The sequence below is a fragment of the Mesorhizobium sp. Ca11 genome (assembly GCF_020165275.1).
In the GTDB taxonomy this organism is placed as follows: Bacteria; Pseudomonadota; Alphaproteobacteria; order Rhizobiales; family Rhizobiaceae; genus Mesorhizobium.
Genome location: NZ_JAIUHU010000001.1, coordinates 167506 through 185225, shown reverse-complemented (window position 1 = coordinate 185225; position 17720 = coordinate 167506). Strand labels below are relative to the sequence as shown.

Here is a 17720-nt window from a genome sequence, read left to right as displayed (position 1 = left end):
TGCTGGCGGCCAACTTCCCTTGCGACGTTTTTCGGCGCGGCAGTCGCAATTCGAGCAAGTCGGATGCGCACCGGCCGGCCACTTGAGACATGGCGGGATTGTCCATAGAACTGGACCGCTTCGCCGGAGGACGACATCCGAATGTTCAAGAAAATCCTTATCGCCAATCGCGGCGAGATCGCCTGCCGCGTGATCAAGACGGCGCGCAAGATGGGGATTGCCACCGTCGCGGTCTATTCGGATGCCGACCGCGATGCCGTGCACGTCGAGATGGCCGACGAAGCGGTGCATATCGGACCCTCGCCGGCGGCACAGAGCTATCTGTTGCCTGAGAAGATCATCGCCGCCTGCAAGGAAACCGGCGCGCAAGCCGTGCATCCGGGCTATGGTTTCCTCTCGGAGCGCGCCTCTTTCTGCGAGGCGCTGGAGAAGCAAGGTATCGTCTTCATCGGGCCGAAGTCCAAGGCTATCAAGGCCATGGGCGACAAGATCGAATCGAAGAAGTTCGCCAACGAGGCCAAGGTCTCGACCGTGCCCGGATGGCTGGGCGTCATCGAAGACGCCGACCATGCCGAAAGGATCGCCGGCGAGATCGGCTATCCGGTGATGATCAAGGCCTCGGCCGGCGGCGGCGGCAAGGGCATGCGCATCGCCTGGAGCAAATCGGAGGTGCGCGACGGCTTCGAGCGGGCGCGTTCAGAAGCGAAAAGCTCCTTCGGCGACGACCGCGTCTTCATCGAGAAGTTCGTTGTCGATCCCCGCCATATCGAAATCCAGGTGCTGGCCGACGCGCATGGCACGGCACTCTACCTTGGGGAGCGCGAATGCTCGATCCAGCGCCGCAACCAGAAAGTGGTGGAAGAAGCGCCGTCGCCGTTCCTCGATGCCAAGACCAGAAAGGCGATGGGCGAGCAGGCGGTGGCCCTAGCCAAGGCCGTCGACTACCAGAGCGCCGGCACCGTCGAGTTCATCGTCGACAAAGACAAGAATTTCTATTTCCTTGAAATGAATACGCGATTGCAGGTCGAGCACCCGGTGACCGAGCTGGTCACCGGCATCGACCTGGTCGAACAGATGATCCGCGTTGCCGCCGGCGAGAAGCTCGGCATCAAGCAGAGCGACGTGAAGCTCAACGGCTGGGCGGTGGAGAGCCGCCTTTACGCGGAGGATCCCTTCCGCAACTTCCTGCCGTCGATCGGCCGGCTGACGCGATACCGGCCGCCGGAAGAAGGCAGGTTCGGCGATGTCGTGGTCCGCAACGATACCGGCGTCGCCGAAGGGTCGGAAATCTCGATGTTCTATGACCCGATGGTGGCCAAGCTCTGCACCTGGGCGCCGACAAGGATCGAGGCGATCGACGCGATGTCGGAGGCTTTGGACAGGTTCATCGTCGACGGCATCGAGCATAACATCCCGTTCCTTTCGGCGCTGATGCAGCACCCGCGCTGGCGCGAGGGGCGTCTGTCGACCGGTTTTATCGCCGAGGAATATCCTAACGGTTTTGCGCCGGTCGGGCCGGATGGCGAGGAGAGGGCGGTATTCGCCGCCGTCGCAACGGCGATCGAGCTGCTGCGCCGCGACCGGCTCGACCGCCTCAGCGGCCGGCTGGCACCGCATTCCGGACATCTCAAGCGCGACTGGGTAGTGAAGATCGGCGCGGACTATCTCCCGGTCGAGATCGTCGACGGCATGATTTCCATCCCGATGGAGGTCGATTTGTCGATCGACGGCGGCAAGCCGCTGACCGTCGCCTCGGACTGGCGGCCGGGCGACGCGATCTGGCAGGGCACGATCGGCGCCGACAAGGTCGCGGCGCAGATCCGTCCGACGCTGAATGGTTTGCGCATCGCCTGGAAAGGCATGTCCGTGACGGCGCGCGCCATGCTGCCGCGCATCGCGGAGCTCGAAAGGCTGATGCCGGAGAAGCTGCCGCCCGACACCTCGAAAATGCTGCTTTGCCCGATGCCTGGTCTCGTCGTCTCGATCGCCGTGGCCGAGGGCCAGGAGGTCAAGGCCGGCGAGACTCTGGCCGTGGTCGAGGCGATGAAGATGGAAAACGTGCTGCGCGCCGAACGCGACCTAACGATAGCAAAACTCAACGCCAAGCCCGGCGACAGCCTGGCGGTCGATGCGGTGATCATGGAGTTTGCCTGAGAAGGGGCGGTGCGGGACCGCCTGTGGTCTGCGGTCGATTGTGCTGGACTGGCATGGCCCCGTCCGGGACAATACATCTGCACCGATGAGTCTTGGCACAGCGTGAAAAAACATGGCGGATGAACGACTTCCACGCGATCCTTTGCAGCGCGAAGCGGCAGTGAAGGCCAGCCGGCCCGAAACGCCGGCGCGTAGGTTCATCCATCTGCGCGTGCATTCGGCCTATTCGCTGCTCGAGGGCGCCTTGCAGCTTGGCGCGATCGTCGGCCATGCCGTCAAGGACGAGGCGCCGGCGATCGCCGTCACCGACACCAACAATCTGTTCGGCGCGCTGGAATTCGCCCAGAAGGCGGTCAAGGACGGCATCCAGCCGATCATCGGCTGCCAGATCGATCTGGCCTTTTCCGGGGAAGCGAGCGACGGCCAGCGCGACCGCCGCCGCCACGGCCCGGACATGTCGCCGGTCGTTCTGATCGCCGCCAGTGAGGACGGCTACAGCAATCTCGTGCGGCTGATCAGCAAGGTCTATCTGGAGACGCCGCCAGGCGAGCCGGTGCATCTGACCAGCGCTATGCTGGAAGATCGGTGCGACGGGCTGATCTGTCTGACCGGCGGGCCGCGCGGTCCGATCGGCAGTGCGCTCAAAGCGGACCGGCGCGACCTCGCCGAACAGCGGCTGCTGTTCCTCAAAGGCCTGTTCGGCGACAGGCTTTATGTCGAGCTGGAGCGGGTCGCCGGCTACGACCGCATGGTCGAGAAATCGACCGTCGACCTTGCCTATACGCATGACCTGCCGCTGGTCGCCACCAACGAGGCCTTCTTCTCCAAACGCGAGGATTACGAGGCGCATGACGCGCTGATTGCGATTGCCGAAGGCTCGGTGGTTGCCGCCGACAACCGCCGGCGGCTTTCGCCTGACAATTTCCTGCGCGGCCAGGCCGAGATGGCGCGCCTCTTTTCCGACTTGCCCGAAGCGATCGACAACACGGTCGAGATCGCGATGCGCTGCTCCTACTATCCGAAGACCCGCAGCCCGATCCTGCCGCGCTTCACCGGCGCCGACGCTGCCGACAAGGACGCAGCCGAGAAGGCGGAAGCGGCCGAGCTTGCCCGGCAGGCGCGCGAAGGTCTGGAGGCGCGGCTGGCCGCGCACGGGCCGACGCCCGGCTACACGGTCGAGCAATATCGCGAGCGGCTCGAATTCGAGCTCGGCATCATCGAGAAGATGAAGTTCCCGGGTTACTTCCTGATCGTTGCCGACTTCATCAAATGGGCGAAGGCGCAAGGCATTCCCGTCGGGCCGGGGCGCGGTTCGGGCGCCGGCTCGCTGGTCGCCTATTCGACCACCATCACCGACATCGACCCGCTGCGTTTCTCGCTGCTGTTCGAGCGCTTCCTCAATCCGGACCGGGTGTCGATGCCGGACTTCGACATCGACTTCTGCCAGGACCGGCGCGAGGAAGTCATCCGCTACGTCCAGCAGAAATACGGCCGCGACCAGGTCGGGCAGATCATCACCTTCGGAACGCTGCAGGCGCGCGCGGTGCTGCGCGATGTCGGCCGCGTGCTGCAGATGCCTTACGGTCAGGTCGACAAGCTCTCCAAGATGGTGCCGCAGAACCCGGCCAATCCGGTCAAGCTGGCGGACGCCATCGCCAACGAGCCGCGCTTCGCCGAGGAGGCGGAGAAGGAGCCGATCGTGCAGACGCTGCTCGACACGGCGCAGAAGCTCGAAGGCCTCTACCGCCATGCTTCGACGCATGCCGCGGGCATCGTCATCGGCGACCGTCCGCTGTCCGAGCTGGTGCCGATGTACCGCGATCCGCGCTCGGACATGCCGGTCACCCAGTTCAACATGAAATATGTCGAGCAGGCGGGGCTGGTGAAGTTCGACTTCCTCGGCCTGAAGACGCTGACGGTGCTGGAAACGGCAGTGAAGCTGATACGGCGGCGCGGCGTCGACATCGATCTCGCCAAGATACCGCTCGACGACCCCGACACCTACGCGATGCTGTCGCGCGGCGAGGTGGTCGGCGTGTTCCAGGTTGAAAGTGCCGGCATGCGCAAGGCGCTGATCGGCATGCGGCCGGACTGCATCGAGGACATTATCGCGCTGGTGGCGCTCTATCGCCCCGGCCCGATGGAGAATATCCCGACCTACAACGCCAGAAAGCATGGCGAGGAGGAGATGGCCTCGATCCATCCCAAGATCGACCATCTGGTGAAGGAGACCCAAGGCGTCATCGTCTACCAGGAACAGGTGATGCAGATCGCGCAGGAGCTTTCCGGCTATTCGCTCGGCGAAGCCGACCTTCTGCGCCGCGCCATGGGCAAGAAGATCCGCGCCGAGATGGACAAGCAGCGAGAGCGCTTCGTCACCGGCGCGGTCGAGCGCGGCGTCTCAAAGCAGCAGGCCGATTTTATCTTCGACCTCCTGGCCAAGTTCGCCGACTACGGCTTCAACAAGTCGCACGCCGCGGCCTATGCGGTCGTTTCCTACCAGACCGCCTATCTCAAGGCGCATTACCCGGTAGAGTTCCTCGCGGCGTCGATGACGCTCGACATGAGCAATACCGACAAGCTGGCCGATTTCCGCCAGGACGCCATGCGCCTTGGCATCGAGGTGGTGCCGCCGTCGGTGATGTCGAGCTTCCGTCCCTTCGAGGTCGGCGAGAACAAGATCTTCTATTCGCTGGCGGCGCTGAAAGGCGTCGGCGACGCGGCGGTCGAGCACATCGTCGAGAAGCGCGGCGAGAAGCCGTTCAAGAACCTTGCCGATTTCTGCGAGCGGGTCGATCCCAAGATCGTCGGCAAGCGCGTATTCGAAAGCCTGATCATGGCGGGCGCGCTGGATTGCTTCGGCCACGACCGCGCGCAGATGATGGCCGGCGTCGAGCGGATGATGGGCCTGGCCTCGCTGGCGCAGCAAAACGCGATCTCCGGCCAGGCCGACATTTTCGGCGCTTCGCTTGGGAGCCAGTCGCAGGCGCTCAACCTGCCGGCGACCGATCCGTGGCTTGCTGCCGACAAGCTGCACCGTGAATTCCAGATCGTCGGCTTCTATCTTTCGGCGCATCCGCTCGATGAGTACAAGTCCGCGCTGCAGAAGATGCGGGTGCAGAACTGGGCGGAATTTTCGGCTGCGGTCAAACGCGGCGCCGCCGCCGGGCGCCTCGCCGGCACGGTCACCTCCAAGCAGGAGCGCAAGACCCGTACGGGTAACAAGATGGGCGTGGTGCAGTTTTCCGACACGACGGGACAGTATGAGGCCGTACTGTTTTCCGAAGGCCTGGCGCAGTATCGCGACATGCTGGAGCCCGGCAGTTCGGTGGTGATTATGGTTGCGGCCGAAGACAGGCCTGAGGGCGTGAACCTGCGCATCAACTCGGTGCAATCACTGGACGATGAAGCCAGCCGCATCCAGAAAGCGCTGCGCATATTTGTCAGGGATGATGGACCATCGTCGATCATTCAATCGCAGCTCAAACAGCGTGGCGACAGTCAAGTCAGCATCATCGTTCTCAAGGGAGAGGCGCAGGGCGAGATTGAGATCGGCCTGGGTAATTATCGCGTCTCGCCGCAGATCGCCTCCGCCATGCGCGCGGTGCAGGGCGTGGTGGACGTGGAGTTGGTCTAGGTTGTGTTGATATCCAGGTGATGCCAGCCTGCAAATGCTGGTTTTCTGCGCTTCCGGTGCTCACGGACCCGAATGTCCGCTCCGCTCCGGTTCTCGAAAGCCACCATTTTCGGCTTGGCCTGACCTGAATCTCAACACACCCGAGCTCAGGGCGTTGCCGCTTCCGCCTCTGCCACCCGCGGCGTCTTCTTCTGCAGGTTGAGCAGGTTGCCGGCGAGGATCAGGGCCGCGCCACCGGCGGCGAAGACGTCGATCTGCTCATGGTAGAGCAGCCAGCCGACCAGCGCCGTCAGCGGCACGCGCAGGAAGTCCATCGGCGAGATGATCGTGGCATCAGCATGGACCAGCGCACGGGCCAGGCAGAAATGCGACGACATGCCGGTGAAGGCGATGACGAAGATCCATGGCCAGAGCCCTGGCGAAGGGTTGTGCCAGCTGTAGAGAGCCGGGATCAGGCCAACCGCCGACTGGATGATCAGCATCCAGAAGATGATGCGCACCACGCTTTCGGTTTTGGTCATCGACTTGACCAGCACCATCGAGATGCCGAAGCACACCGCGGCGCCCAAGACGACGAGGTGGCCAGGATCCATCGAGCCGGCGCTGGGGCGCACGATGACGACCACGCCGATCAGGCCAAGCACGATCGCCGTGAGCTTCGACCGGGACAGTCTTTCCCCCAGAAAGCTGACCGCCAGGATCGCCGTCCAGATCGGCGTGGTGAACTCGATCGAGATCAGCACGGCGAGCGGAATGAGCGTCAGCGCGTAGAGCCAGGCGGCCTGGCCGGTATAGTGGATCATGTTGCGGGCGACATGGGCGAACGGGCGCTCACTGCGCATCGCGGCAAAACCGCCGCTCATCATCACCAGCGGCAAAAGGATGAAGAAACCGATCACCGAGCGCAGCTCGAGCACCTGGAAGACGTTGAGCTCGGCCGTCGTCTCGCGGCCGGCAACCGACATCGCCAGCATCGAGGCGATTGACAGAGCCATCCAGAACGCGGCTTTTGGGATCGAGGGAGCGGACGCCATTTGGGGCCCTATGTCGCAAGCCCGAACCCGGGCCGCAACCGTTAGTGGCGTCATTCCACTGGGCCAGCGGAGCGGGCGTCAAAAAATCGTCATCGCGGCGGCGGAACCTGGCGGCTGAGCACCCGTTAAGTCCACGCCTTCCGTCGGAGGGCGCATGATCGCGAGAGGGAAACGTCTTGATGAAATCGACCGCCGCTTTGCTGGCCGCCGCCTGTTTTTTCTGCGCGACGGGCGCGCATGCCGACGAGGCGGCTTTCCTGCGATCGCTGCAGGGGAAGTTCTCCGGTAAGGGGATGGTCAGGATCAGAACGAACACGCCGGTGATGAACATCAACTGCAACTTCACCTCGGACGCAACGGCGGACTCGCTCTCGCTTGACGGCACCTGTCGTGCGTTGTTGATCATGTCGCGGGAAATCCGCGCCGACCTGAAGGTCGACGGGGCGAGCTACACCGGCACCTACATAGGTTCGCGCAGCGGACCTGCCGGGCTCAGCGGAAGCCGCAAGGGCGACGCAATCAACCTCGACATCCACTGGGCGAAAGTCGTCAATGGCGACCGCAATGCGGAGCTGACCGTAGAAAAGATCGGGCCGGACAATATGCGCATGACGGTGACCGACATGGATCCGGCAACCGGCCAGATGGTGGTGACGAGCCGGATCGACCTCAAGCGGAACTGACCCTTCAATCTTCCAGCGGCTCGGGCGGATTGGCGGCGCGGCCTTTGCCGAATGTATAGCCGGTCTCGACGGCTTTCCTGCCGAACTTGTCGCGCAGCGTGTCCATCGCGCCTTCGGCAAGCGCGCGCTTGCGCGACTGCACGTCGACCAGATCCGGCGGATCGGCCTTTTGGTCGTCGGAGAGGTCGCTGACGCCGATTCCGAGCAGGCGGAATTTTGTGCCGTCGGCCTCGCGGCGCAACAGGTCGAGCCCAGTCTGGAAAATGCGGTCGGCCAGGCGCGTCGGGTCGCCGAGCTGGCGATTGCGGGTCCGTATCTTGAAATCCTGCGTCTTCAGCTTCAGCACCACGGTGCGGCCGGCGATGCCGGATCTCTTCAGTCGCGCCGAGACCTTTTCCGACAGCCCGCGCAGCACCGGCACCAGGTCCGCCAAGGCTCCGATGTCGTTGTCGAAGGTGGTTTCGGCCGAGACGCTCTTGGCATCGCCGTCCGGATCGACCGGGCGGTCGTCCTCGCCTCGCGACAGGCGGTAGAGCCGGTCGCCCATCACGCCATAGCGGCGCATCAGGTCGCCGCGCTCCATGCGCTGCAGCTGCGCGATCATGCGGATGCCGTCGCGCTCCAGCGTCGCGGCCAGCGCCTTGCCGACACCCCAGATCATCGTCACCGGCTGCGCGGCGAGGAAGCTTGGCGCCTCGGCTTCGCCGATCACGGAAAAGCCGCGCGGCTTGCGGAGGTCCGAGGCAATTTTCGCCAGGAACTTGCAGTAGGAGAGGCCGGCCGAAACGGTGATGCCGAGCTCCTTTTCCACCGTCTGCGCGAAGCGGCCCAGCACCAGCGCCGGCGGCATGCCGTGCAGCCGCTCGGTGCCGGCGAGGTCGAGAAAGGCCTCGTCGATCGACAGCGGCTCGACCTGCGGCGTCAGCGCCTGCATCAACGCGCGCACCTGGCGGCCGACACCGACATATTTTTCCATGTCGGGCGGGATCACCACCGCCTCGGGGCACAGTTCGAGCGCCTTGAACATCGGCATGGCCGAGCGGACGCCCTGGATGCGGGCGATATAGCAGGCGGTGGAAACGACGCCTCGCCGGCCGCCGCCGATGATGACAGGCCTGTCCTTCAGCGCGGGATTGTCACGCTTCTCGACCGCCGCGTAGAAGGCGTCGCAATCGATATGAGCGATCCGCAGCCGGTAGAGCTCGGCGTGGCGGACAAGGCGCGGGCTACCGCAGCGATCGCAGCGACGCGTCTCGCCGCGCTGGAAAGCCAGGCAGTCACGGCAAAAACCGTGTTCGGGATTGTTGACAGGAGCCGCCATCGCTGCGAACATAAAGAGAACAAACGCAATGGTACGACAGCGCAGGGCCGGCAACAAGCTTGGCCTGGGGAGAACGCATGAGCACGACCATCGCACCGCTGACTCCTGAGCGCTGGCCCGATTTCGAGGACCTGTTCGGCAAGCAGGGTGCCTGCTACGGCTGCTGGTGCACGCATTTCCGGTTGTCGCCGGCGGAGCGCCGCGCCAGCGACAAGGAGCGGAACAAGGATCTCATCAAGGCGCGAATCGAGACGGGCCCGCCGCCGGGGCTCTTGGCGCTCGAGGACGGCAAGGCCGTCGGCTGGATGCAGGTCGGCCCGCGCGCCGACATCCCCGAGTGGAACAATCAGGGCAGGGGCTCGGCCCCGGTCGATCCCGCCGATGCCGGCGACCCGGCCGTCTGGGCGATCTCCTGCTTCTTCGTCCGCGCCAGGGCGAGGGGACGAGGCATCACGCATCGCCTCGTCGAGGGCGGCATCGCCTTCGCCCGCGAGAACGGCGCGAGGCTGCTGGAAGCCTGCCCGATCGACCTGTCGCGCGATTCGCGCTCGATCGGGCTTTTCGTCGGCTCGTCGCGGGTGTTCGAGAAGGCCGGCTTCGAGAGGCTGGTGGAGCGCAAGCCCGGCCGGCCGCTGATGCGCCTTGTGCTTTAGGTAGTGATGCCCTTGTGCTTTGGGCGCCGATGCGCCTAGCGCTTTAGCCGAATGAGCTTTTGGCCTACAGTCGGCGTCTTGCGGCTGTTACGCTTCTTGCCTACCAGAAGCATGAATATTTCGTCTTCCGAAATCACGGAGAACTGACGTGAAGCGTATTTTGCCATTTGCCTTTGCCCTCGCGCTCAGCGCGCCGGCTTTTGCCCAGACCGTCGACAATCAAGGCGCCAAAGATCTTTCCGACAATCTGGCGCGCTATTTCGGCAAGCAGGCGTTCGACAAGGGCGTGCTCAAGGTTTCGGTCGAGGGCGACGCCTACAAGATCGCGCTTGACGTCAAGGCGCTCGTCAATGCGCTGCCGGAACAGAAGCTCCTGAAATTCAACATGGCGCCATACGCGCTGATGGTGAAGCCGCGCAGCGACGGATCCTGGGACGTCTCGTCGAATTTCTCGCAAGGCGCATCCTTCGAGTTCGAAGGACCGGAAGGCCGTCAGAGCATGGAGTTCACGATCAAGGACGGCAAGCTGACCAGCATCTACGATCCGGCCCTCGCCGCCTTCACCAGCGCGACCAGCTCATTGGCCGGAATGACCATGACGTCGCGGCAAGCCAAGCAGCAGGCAGATGTCTCGACCGGCGCCGGCACCGCCACCGTTACCGCGACCAAATCCGCCAATGGCGGCGTCGACTTCACGGCCACGCAGAAAGTCTCGGACTTCGTCGAGATGATCAAGGTGAACGATCCCGACAGCGGGATGAATTTTCCGCTCACCTTGAAGACGCCGGAACTTTCGGTGGACGCAAACGGCAAGGGCTTGCGGACGAAGCCGCTGCTCGACCTGCTTGCCTTTGCCGTGGCCAATGAGGACGAAGCCAAGCTCAAGGCCAACCAGGCCGAGCTCAAATCGCTCATGCTGGCCGCGCTGCCCATTTGGGAAAGGGTCGATGGCAATTACGGCTTCAAGAATTTCGAGGTCGACAGCCCTGTCGGCAAGTTCGGCGCCACGCAATTCAGCACCGCATTCGGCATGGACGGCATCTCCCAGAACGGCAAGGTCGATTACGCGATCAAGGCTGCCGGTCTGACGATCCCGCATCAGACCCTGCCGGAATGGACCACCCCATTGCTGCCCACCGACATCGACCTGCATTTCGGCGGCGCCAATATCGATCTCGATACGATGGCGAAAAAAGCGATCGAAGCCTTTGATCTCAATAAGAATCCGCCGCTATCGGACGAGTTCGGCAAAGCTTTGGTCGCCGATTTCAAGGCCAAGAATCCGAAGGTCGTGATCGGGCACAGCACGGTGAAGAACGGCAATATCGAGGTTGCGCTGGAAGGCGAGATGACCTTTCCCGGCGAGAAACCCGATGCGACCATGACCGTCGATGTCGCCGGCTATGACAAGATCGTCGATGCCTTGAAGGAAGCCGCCAAAAGCGATGAGCAGATGGCGCAGGCCTTCCCCTTTGCCCTGGCCGTCAAAGGTTTTGGCAAAACGCTGCCGGACGGCCGGTTGGAGTGGACGATCAACACCAAGGCCGATGGATCAGTCACGGTCAACGGCGCGATGCTGAAGGGACCGGACGCCGCCCAGGACGACAGCGCCGGTCAGGATGACAACTCAGGCGATGACGGCGCGGACGGAACGGATGATTCCACCGGCGGAGACGATTCGGACGGCGGCGACAATGGTGGGGCCGGAGCGAAGCTGAAGCCCTGAGTGCTTGGGTTAAAGCCCGAGCGCGGCCGCGATCTTTGGCGTCGCATCGCGCCAGTCGTCGACCGAGATAATGTCTTCCGGCGTCGGTGGCAGGAAGGCGCGCAGGGAGTTGTCAGCCATCAAATGGAAGAGATGGGCATCCGCCACGGAGTTGCGCGCCGAAACCAGGTTGGAAGGCTGGTCGTCGACGAAGGCGACAGGCCGGCCCCCGACGCCGCGCAGTTTCGCGATGGCGGGTCCCTTGGCCATTTCCGTCGTCAGCAGCGGGTAATTGAGCCCCAGCGCATCGAGATGCGCACGGCGCACGGCGCGGTGCTTGTGCGGCATGGCAGTCAGCAGGACGATCTCGGCGCTTCGGCCGAGCATCGCCAGCGCGTCCGCCGCACCCTCTGCGATGCTTTGCCAGTCCGCCTGGGCGTCGAAGAAATCGCCGAGCAGCGCCGTCACTTCCGGCTGCTCGATCAGCCGCCCGCTCGCCGTCTCGGCGATGTTGCCGGTGAGGCGGAAGGAAGCCAGCGTCAGCCCGAAGCCGCGCGACTTCAGGAAATGCGGGAAGGGCCGGACGAATTCGAGCACGACATCGTCGACGTCGAGCACCAGCAGCGGCCGGTCATCCGCGGCAAGCTCTTCGATCTGCCGCGCCGTCTCGGGATCGTCGCTCATGTCGAGCGCTCGTGATCGTCGTCGCCGAGCGGAAGGGCGCGCAATGCCTTGCCGACGGCGGCTGGCGGCGTGCCGGTTTCATCGGCGAAGCGCAGAAGCGTCGGCTCGTGTGCCAGGATGAATTGCAGAACGCCGGCAAGGAAGCCCGGCTCAGCTGCGGCCCTGCGGATCGAGTTCGCCTCGATGCCGGTGATCGCCAGGAAGCGGGGCAGAAGCTCCGGGTCGGCGGCGACGAAGGCCAGGGCCTTGACGGCAATGGTTTCCGCTTCCTCGCGCATTGACGCTGCGTTCGCCATCGTTACCTTTGCAATGGTGGATTTTTTCGAGTCTCCTTCCGCAGTAACGGCAAGCGTCGCTTGCGGCAAGCCTCCGCTCTTTCCCATGCAACGTCCGAAGGTGGAATTGGTGCAGCTTTCCAACCTCCGGTTTCCGTTTCGTCAATCATATTGGGCTAGAGTGGAAATGGGTTGGGTGCGGGCCGAAGGGGACGCATTGCGACGGCCTTCGGCTTCGAGGGCGGTCGGGACGGGAAACTGATGGCTAAGAAGGTGATGATCGTCGAGGACAATGAGCTTAACATGAAGCTCTTTCGGGACCTCATCGAAGCCAGCGGTTACGAAACGGTTCGCACGCGCAATGGCCTGGAGGCGCTCGACCTCGCGCGCCAGCACCGGCCGGACCTCATCCTGATGGACATCCAGCTGCCGGAAGTGTCCGGCCTGGAAGTGACCAAATGGCTGAAGGAAGACGACGAATTGCATTCGATCCCCGTTATCGCCGTCACCGCCTTCGCCATGAAGGGCGATGAGGAGCGCATCCGCCAGGGCGGCTGCGAGGCCTATATTTCCAAGCCGATCTCGGTGCCGCGCTTCATCGAGACGATCAAATCCTATCTGGGCGACGCCTGATGCCCGAGACCAGCAGAACCGGAGTTTTGAGATGACCGCGCGGATCCTCGTCGTCGACGATATCCCCGCCAATGTGCGGCTGCTGGAGGTTCGGCTGCTTGCCGAGTATTTCGAGGTGCTGACGGCCAATAACGGCCCGGATGCGATCGAGACCTGCGAGAACGGCAAGGTCGACGTCGTGCTGCTCGATGTGATGATGCCGGACATGGATGGGTTCGAGGTCTGCAAGCGCCTGAAGAGCGATCCGGCGACCTCGCATATCCCTGTCGTCATGATCACCGCGCTCGACCAGGTGTCGGACCGGGTACGCGGCCTCGAGGCGGGCGCTGACGATTTCCTGACCAAGCCCGTCAACGACCTGCAGTTGATGACACGCGTCAAGAGCCTGGTCAGGCTGAAGTCGCTGACCGACGAGCTCAGGCTGCGCGCCTCGACCACGCGCAATATCGGCATCGAGGAACTTCTGAGCCGCGATTTCGCGACCGAAGACGCAAAGCCGCGGGTGCTGCTCATCGACGAGCGCAAAACTTCCGTCGAACGCATCCAGAAGATGCTGCGCAACACCGCCGAGCTCGATGTCGCGACCGACCCGAATGCGGGGTTCTTCCAGGCGGCCGAGACGGCGTATGAATGCGTGCTGATCTCGACTGCCTTCTCCGACTTCGATGCGCTGAGACTCTGCTCGCAGCTGCGTTCGCTCGACCGCACCCGCTTCCTGCCGATCATGCTGCTCGCAGACGAGGGCGAGGAGGGCCGCATCCTGCGTGGTCTGGAACTTGGCATCAATGACTACCTGATCCGGCCGATCGACCAGCATGAGCTGACGGCGCGCCTGCGCACACAGGTGCGGCGCAAGCGCTACAACGATCAGTTGCGCGCCAGCGTCGCCCAGACGATCGAGATGGCGGTGATCGACGGGCTGACCGGGCTGCACAACCGCCGCTACCTCGACAGCCATCTGCAGACGCTGTTCGATCGCGCCGTGGCGCGGCGGCGGCCCTTGTCGGTGATGATCACCGATCTCGATCGCTTCAAGTCGATCAACGATACCCATGGCCATGACGGCGGCGACGACGTTCTGCGCGAGTTCGCCCGGCGGCTGCGCAAGAATGTGCGCGGCATCGACCTCGCCTGCCGCTTTGGCGGCGAGGAGTTCGTCGTGGTCATGCCGGACACCGAGGGCGCGGTCGCCGAGAAGGTGGCCGAACGCATTCGCGCCGAGATCGCACAAGCACCTTTTGCCATCGGTGCCGACGGCAAGGCGATCGAGGTCACGGTCAGCCTCGGCGTGTCGTCTCTCCTGAAAGGGGCCGATAGCGTCGCCGCCCTGATGAAGCGCGCCGACCTGGCGCTCTATGAGGCCAAAAGCGGCGGCCGCAACAGGGTGGTCGCCAAGGCTGCCTAAAACGCGTCGCGATCTTTCACACCCCGCACGCGCCTGTCTTTATCCCGAAACCGGTTTCCACTTTCGGGAGACGTGCTCGGCAAACAGGCGACGATTCCCGGCCGTGCCAACAGGGTTACGAATTTACCTTAACCCAAGCGATTCGTGAGCGGTGGTTAAGAAATGGTTGATTTTTATGAGGTCTTGCGCAAATCTGCGACGCATAGACAGAAGACGAGGCCGGCGCGAGGGTAGAGTAGCCGGCTCGATCCAAAAATACCCCATGATGCTCAGGTCCGCCGCATCTCCTGGGTCCGTGGGGTCGGCCGGCCGGCGCTGGCACATAGTGGCCTCCTCGTACCGCTGCCAACCGCCGACCGGCCCCCTTTTCTCAAAACCGACATCGGAACCGCCGTGCTTGATCGTGGCACGGCTCCTTTGTCGTCCGGTCCTTCCTAAAACAAAAACGCCGCCCAGAGGGCGGCGTTTCGATTTCTCGGGATAGCCAGATTACTTGATCTTGGTTTCCTTGAACTCGACGTGCTTCTTGGCGACCGGATCGTACTTGCGGAACGAGAGCTTGTCCGTCTTGGTACGGCTGTTCTTGCTGGTGACGTAGAAGAACCCGGTGTCGGCGGTCGACAGAAGTTTGATCTTGATGTTTGCGGCTTTGGCCATGATTTTCGTCCGTTAATGTTCGTGGAGTTTTGGCCGCTGAAGCACGGGGAAAACACCCGGACGCGGGAAACTTGGCGCGACACATAAAGAACGCGCCTGGAAAGTCAAGCCCGAGCGCCTTCTTCGCCTCATTTCGGCATGGCCCGTGTCCACGTCTTAAGCGTTATGCTCGACCAATTGCCCCGCCTTTTTCCAGTCGCCCGTGGTGTTCCACCAGCGGTTGGGATTGGCACGGTCGTCAAGACCCTTGGAACGGCTGGCAAGCAGCGGCTGGATGCGGATGACGGGCTCCTGGTAGGAATGGGCCTGGAAAATCGTCTCGACGACACGGGCGGCGAGTGCCTGGTCGTCGGCGATCTCGAACGACACTTCGACGGTGCCGGGTCGCCGGCGCAGTTCGGTCTCAGCGCCGGCCGCGGCGCCTTCGAGCGGCCGGTAGCGCTCGATGCCTTGCGCCGACTGATAGGCGTTGGCGTCATACTTGCCCATGCGCAGCGGCGTGATCGCCACCACGGCCTCCATGATGCGCTCGACATCGGCGGCCGGCGCTTGGAATGTGACGAGCAGAAGCAGTTCCATCCTGAGGGATCTGGTTTCAAAGCCGCTGTCGACCATCGCAATTCTCCTACCTCGCGCTGGAGACAGGTATAGCAGGGGTGCTGCTGACACGGTGATGTCAGGATGGCCGACGCTTCGGCGGCATTTGCCTAGGGTGTGTTGATATTCAGGTGATGCCAGCCTGCAAATGATGGTTTTCTGCGCTTCCGGTGCTCACGGACCCGAATGTCCGCTCCGCTCCGGTTCTCGAAAGCCATCATTTTCGGCTTGGCCTGACCTGAATCTCAACACACCCTAGAGAATCTTGCGCACCAACCTGACCAGGATCAGAGCCATGTAGGCGGCGAAGAAGAAGGCCAGCGACCAGCCGAAGCCGGACGGGCCGAAGGCGTCCATGCCGATGCCGATCGCCTGCGGACCCAGCACCATGCCGACGCCATAGCAAAGCACGAAGGCAGCATTGGCGGATGCCAGTTCATGGCCGGACAGCTGCGAGCCGAGATGGGCAAGGCCGATCGTGTACATGGCGGCGACGACGCCGCCCCAGACGAACAGGAGGGCCGCCATCAGATGCCAGTTCTGTGCGAAGAACGGCATGAAGACCGTGCCGATGAGCCCGACCGTGGCGCAGGCCAGCAGCAGGTAGCGGCGGTCGGAAACGCGGTCGCTGATCATGCCGATCGGGATCTGCAGAAGCACATTGCCGAGCCCGATCATTGTCAGAAGCAGCGCGGCGTCGGCTTCCGAATAGCCGATACGGCTGCCATAGACGGGGAAGAGCGAGAAACCGCCGGTCTCGACGGCGCCGAAAACAAGCACGGCGAAGGTCGCGGTCGGCACCAGCCAGATGTAGCGCAGGAAGTGGCTGGTTTCGCTGTCGGCGACGATGCTCGGGCTCTCGTTGCGAGCGGCCAGCACCGGAATGGCGGCAAGCGTCACCAGCGCTATGGTGACGCCGAACGGCAGGAAACCCGAACTGCCGAGATGGGCGAACAGCCAGGGTCCGGCGGCAAAGCCGAGTGACAAAACGGTGGCATAGATGCCAAGCACAAGGCCGCGCCGGTTCGGCGGGGCCGAGGTGCTGATCCAGAATTCCGAAAGGATGAACAGCACCGTCAGCGAGATGTGCAGGGCGACGCGAAGCGGAAACCACATCCAGAAATCCGGCGCGAAATGGAAACCGACGAAGGCGAGCGCGCCGATGGCAATCATCAACAGCATGGTCCAGGCGACGCCGAGCCGCATGGCGAGCGGCGTGGCCAAAGGCGCGCCGGCGATCGAGGCGAGGCCGGCGACGGCGGTGTTGAGGCCGATCATCGAAGCCGAATGGCCGCGGCTTTCCAGAATGACGCTGAGCAGCGGCATGCCGAGGCCGATGGCGATGCCGACGACGCTGATCGAGGAGATCGCCGCGACCATCGGCAGCCAGTGTACGCGTTCGTCGCCCTGTTGTTGGGTATCGACCGTCATGAGATCAAAATGCTCTGCTTCTAAAGGACTTCGCGGACGAAGCGGTTGCGGACGAGCCGGAAGAACGGCACGGCGCCACCCGGGCGCAACAATGGATCTTCGGCAAGCCGACTTTCCAGTTCTTCCAGGACCATGCCGGTGATGTCGGGGATGTCGGCCTTGCGGGCATCGGCAAGCGGCAGCCAGACGAGTTCTTCGAGTTCGTTCGTCGGACCGCCGCCGGGCAATTCCACGGCAACGTCGTGGCGCCAGGCGCTGAAAAAACGCGTGTCGAAACGGCGCACGCGATTGGGCGGAGTGATGGCGCGGGCGACGAAGCGGAGCGCGTCCAGCGAGGGGATCACGCCGTGTTCGGCGAAACCCTGCCAGTCGCGCTTTGCGGTCGAGAAGGTGCCCTTGCGGCCGATCAGCAGGCCGGCTTCCTCATAGGTTTCGCGAATCGCCGACAGGGCGATTGCGCGGGCCCGCGCCGCGCTGGCACGGCCGGGGCCTGCGGCCAGCTTGCCTTCTTCCTCACCACCCAGAGGGGCAGCGACGGGAACGCGGCTGTCGGAGGGATCGGTGCGGCCGCCGGGGAAGACGAATTTTCCGGGCATGAAGGCGTGCCCGGCATGGCGCCGGCCCATCAGCACCAGAACGTCCTTGCCCCGGCGATCGAGCAGAATGAGGGTCGCCGCATCACGCGGACGCAACGCTCGGCCGCTGCGTACGGCCAGGCCCTTATCGAGCTTGTCGACATCCGCCTTGGTCATTCCTTCCATGCGCTCGACCTAGCGGAAACTTCCTTGATGCGAAAGTGGCTTGCGCGTCGTGGCCTTTGCACCAGGGCCGACCGGTGCGGCCTGGCTTAA

At 63.5% G+C, this 17720-nt stretch carries 15 protein-coding genes; 7 read left to right on the top strand and 8 right to left on the bottom strand.

Features of this window, described 5'->3' with window-relative positions:
* Positions 1-141 precede the first annotated feature (141 nt).
* Both LB538_RS00925 and dnaE read left to right on the top strand, forming a co-directional pair.
* The gene (locus LB538_RS00925; RefSeq protein WP_224525398.1) at positions 142-2154 is read left to right on the top strand and encodes an acetyl/propionyl/methylcrotonyl-CoA carboxylase subunit alpha; all 2013 of its coding nucleotides are present in this window, start codon (positions 142-144) and stop codon (positions 2152-2154) included.
* Between the two features lie 112 nt (positions 2155-2266).
* Positions 2267-5791: a DNA polymerase III subunit alpha gene (gene dnaE / locus LB538_RS00920; RefSeq protein WP_224525400.1), complete on the top strand. Its 3525-nt coding sequence runs from the start codon at positions 2267-2269 to the stop codon at positions 5789-5791.
* A 146-nt stretch (positions 5792-5937) separates the two neighbouring features.
* On the opposite strand, the gene LB538_RS00915 is transcribed toward dnaE, so the two are convergent.
* On the bottom strand, positions 5938-6825 hold the full coding sequence (locus LB538_RS00915) for a DMT family transporter (RefSeq protein ID WP_224525403.1): 888 nt from the start codon (positions 6823-6825) through the stop codon (positions 5938-5940).
* A gap of 179 nt (positions 6826-7004) precedes the next feature.
* On the opposite strand from LB538_RS00915, the gene LB538_RS00910 reads away from it, so the two are divergent.
* The gene (locus LB538_RS00910) at positions 7005-7508 is read left to right on the top strand and encodes a hypothetical protein (RefSeq protein ID WP_224525406.1); all 504 of its coding nucleotides are present in this window, start codon (positions 7005-7007) and stop codon (positions 7506-7508) included.
* A gap of 4 nt (positions 7509-7512) precedes the next feature.
* On the opposite strand, the gene LB538_RS00905 is transcribed toward LB538_RS00910, so the two are convergent.
* A complete protein-coding gene (locus tag LB538_RS00905; RefSeq protein ID WP_224525409.1) occupies positions 7513-8841 on the bottom strand; it encodes a DNA polymerase IV in 1329 nt (442 codons plus the stop codon).
* A gap of 65 nt (positions 8842-8906) precedes the next feature.
* Between LB538_RS00905 and LB538_RS00900 the strand changes: the two genes are divergently transcribed.
* Positions 8907-9482, top strand: coding sequence for a GNAT family N-acetyltransferase (locus LB538_RS00900; RefSeq protein WP_224525412.1), 576 nt, complete (start codon positions 8907-8909; stop codon positions 9480-9482).
* Positions 9483-9630: 148 nt separating this feature from the next.
* Positions 9631-11208, top strand: coding sequence for a hypothetical protein (locus LB538_RS00895; protein ID WP_224525415.1), 1578 nt, complete (start codon positions 9631-9633; stop codon positions 11206-11208).
* A 9-nt stretch (positions 11209-11217) separates the two neighbouring features.
* Here the strand turns inward: LB538_RS00895 and LB538_RS00890 are convergent, their stop codons facing one another.
* Both LB538_RS00890 and LB538_RS00885 read right to left on the bottom strand, forming a co-directional pair.
* A complete protein-coding gene (locus tag LB538_RS00890) occupies positions 11218-11871 on the bottom strand; it encodes a hypothetical protein (RefSeq protein WP_224525417.1) in 654 nt (217 codons plus the stop codon).
* The gene (locus LB538_RS00885; protein ID WP_224525419.1) at positions 11868-12167 is read right to left on the bottom strand and encodes a DUF3572 domain-containing protein; all 300 of its coding nucleotides are present in this window, start codon (positions 12165-12167) and stop codon (positions 11868-11870) included. Before LB538_RS00885 ends, LB538_RS00890 begins: the two co-directional genes overlap by 4 nt.
* Before the next feature lie 240 nt (positions 12168-12407).
* Here LB538_RS00885 and LB538_RS00880 point away from each other — a divergent pair, with 240 nt between their 5' ends.
* Together LB538_RS00880 and LB538_RS00875 are read left to right on the top strand one after the other, a co-directional pair.
* Complete coding sequence (locus tag LB538_RS00880; protein ID WP_027166515.1) at positions 12408-12779, top strand: response regulator; 372 nt, start codon at positions 12408-12410, stop codon at positions 12777-12779.
* Positions 12780-12810: 31 nt separating this feature from the next.
* Entirely contained in the window at positions 12811-14184 is a 1374-nt protein-coding gene (locus LB538_RS00875) for a PleD family two-component system response regulator (protein WP_224525421.1), read from the top strand.
* Positions 14185-14673: 489 nt separating this feature from the next.
* Here the strand turns inward: LB538_RS00875 and rpmG are convergent, their stop codons facing one another.
* The 4 genes from rpmG to LB538_RS00855 form a co-directional block, all read right to left on the bottom strand.
* The gene (gene rpmG / locus LB538_RS00870) at positions 14674-14841 is read right to left on the bottom strand and encodes a 50S ribosomal protein L33 (RefSeq protein WP_006201775.1); all 168 of its coding nucleotides are present in this window, start codon (positions 14839-14841) and stop codon (positions 14674-14676) included.
* A 156-nt stretch (positions 14842-14997) separates the two neighbouring features.
* The gene (locus LB538_RS00865) at positions 14998-15456 is read right to left on the bottom strand and encodes a hypothetical protein (protein ID WP_224525423.1); all 459 of its coding nucleotides are present in this window, start codon (positions 15454-15456) and stop codon (positions 14998-15000) included.
* A 237-nt stretch (positions 15457-15693) separates the two neighbouring features.
* Positions 15694-16869 carry an MFS transporter gene (locus tag LB538_RS00860; RefSeq protein ID WP_095765107.1) on the bottom strand — a complete coding sequence of 392 codons (1176 nt, stop codon included), beginning with the start codon at positions 16867-16869 and terminating at the stop codon, positions 15694-15696.
* Between the two features lie 20 nt (positions 16870-16889).
* The gene (locus tag LB538_RS00855) at positions 16890-17630 is read right to left on the bottom strand and encodes an NUDIX hydrolase (RefSeq protein ID WP_224525425.1); all 741 of its coding nucleotides are present in this window, start codon (positions 17628-17630) and stop codon (positions 16890-16892) included.
* Positions 17631-17720 lie beyond the last annotated feature (90 nt).

What these genes read in the sequence shown, in the direction of transcription:
- LB538_RS00860 (WP_095765107.1), bottom strand. Translation starts at nt 16,869, where the DNA reads ATGACGGTCGATACCCAACAACAGGGCGACGAACGCGTACACTGGCTG.
- LB538_RS00925 (WP_224525398.1), top strand. Translation starts at nt 142, where the DNA reads ATGTTCAAGAAAATCCTTATCGCCAATCGCGGCGAGATCGCCTGCCGC.
- LB538_RS00900 (WP_224525412.1), top strand. Translation starts at nt 8,907, where the DNA reads ATGAGCACGACCATCGCACCGCTGACTCCTGAGCGCTGGCCCGATTTC.
- LB538_RS00885 (WP_224525419.1), bottom strand. Translation starts at nt 12,167, where the DNA reads ATGGCGAACGCAGCGTCAATGCGCGAGGAAGCGGAAACCATTGCCGTC.
- LB538_RS00865 (WP_224525423.1), bottom strand. Translation starts at nt 15,456, where the DNA reads ATGGTCGACAGCGGCTTTGAAACCAGATCCCTCAGGATGGAACTGCTT.
- LB538_RS00915 (WP_224525403.1), bottom strand. Translation starts at nt 6,825, where the DNA reads ATGGCGTCCGCTCCCTCGATCCCAAAAGCCGCGTTCTGGATGGCTCTG.
- dnaE (WP_224525400.1), top strand. Translation starts at nt 2,267, where the DNA reads ATGGCGGATGAACGACTTCCACGCGATCCTTTGCAGCGCGAAGCGGCA.
- LB538_RS00890 (WP_224525417.1), bottom strand. Translation starts at nt 11,871, where the DNA reads ATGAGCGACGATCCCGAGACGGCGCGGCAGATCGAAGAGCTTGCCGCG.
- rpmG (WP_006201775.1), bottom strand. Translation starts at nt 14,841, where the DNA reads ATGGCCAAAGCCGCAAACATCAAGATCAAACTTCTGTCGACCGCCGAC.
- LB538_RS00855 (WP_224525425.1), bottom strand. Translation starts at nt 17,630, where the DNA reads ATGGAAGGAATGACCAAGGCGGATGTCGACAAGCTCGATAAGGGCCTG.
- LB538_RS00880 (WP_027166515.1), top strand. Translation starts at nt 12,408, where the DNA reads ATGGCTAAGAAGGTGATGATCGTCGAGGACAATGAGCTTAACATGAAG.
- LB538_RS00910 (WP_224525406.1), top strand. Translation starts at nt 7,005, where the DNA reads ATGAAATCGACCGCCGCTTTGCTGGCCGCCGCCTGTTTTTTCTGCGCG.
- LB538_RS00875 (WP_224525421.1), top strand. Translation starts at nt 12,811, where the DNA reads ATGACCGCGCGGATCCTCGTCGTCGACGATATCCCCGCCAATGTGCGG.
- LB538_RS00905 (WP_224525409.1), bottom strand. Translation starts at nt 8,841, where the DNA reads ATGTTCGCAGCGATGGCGGCTCCTGTCAACAATCCCGAACACGGTTTT.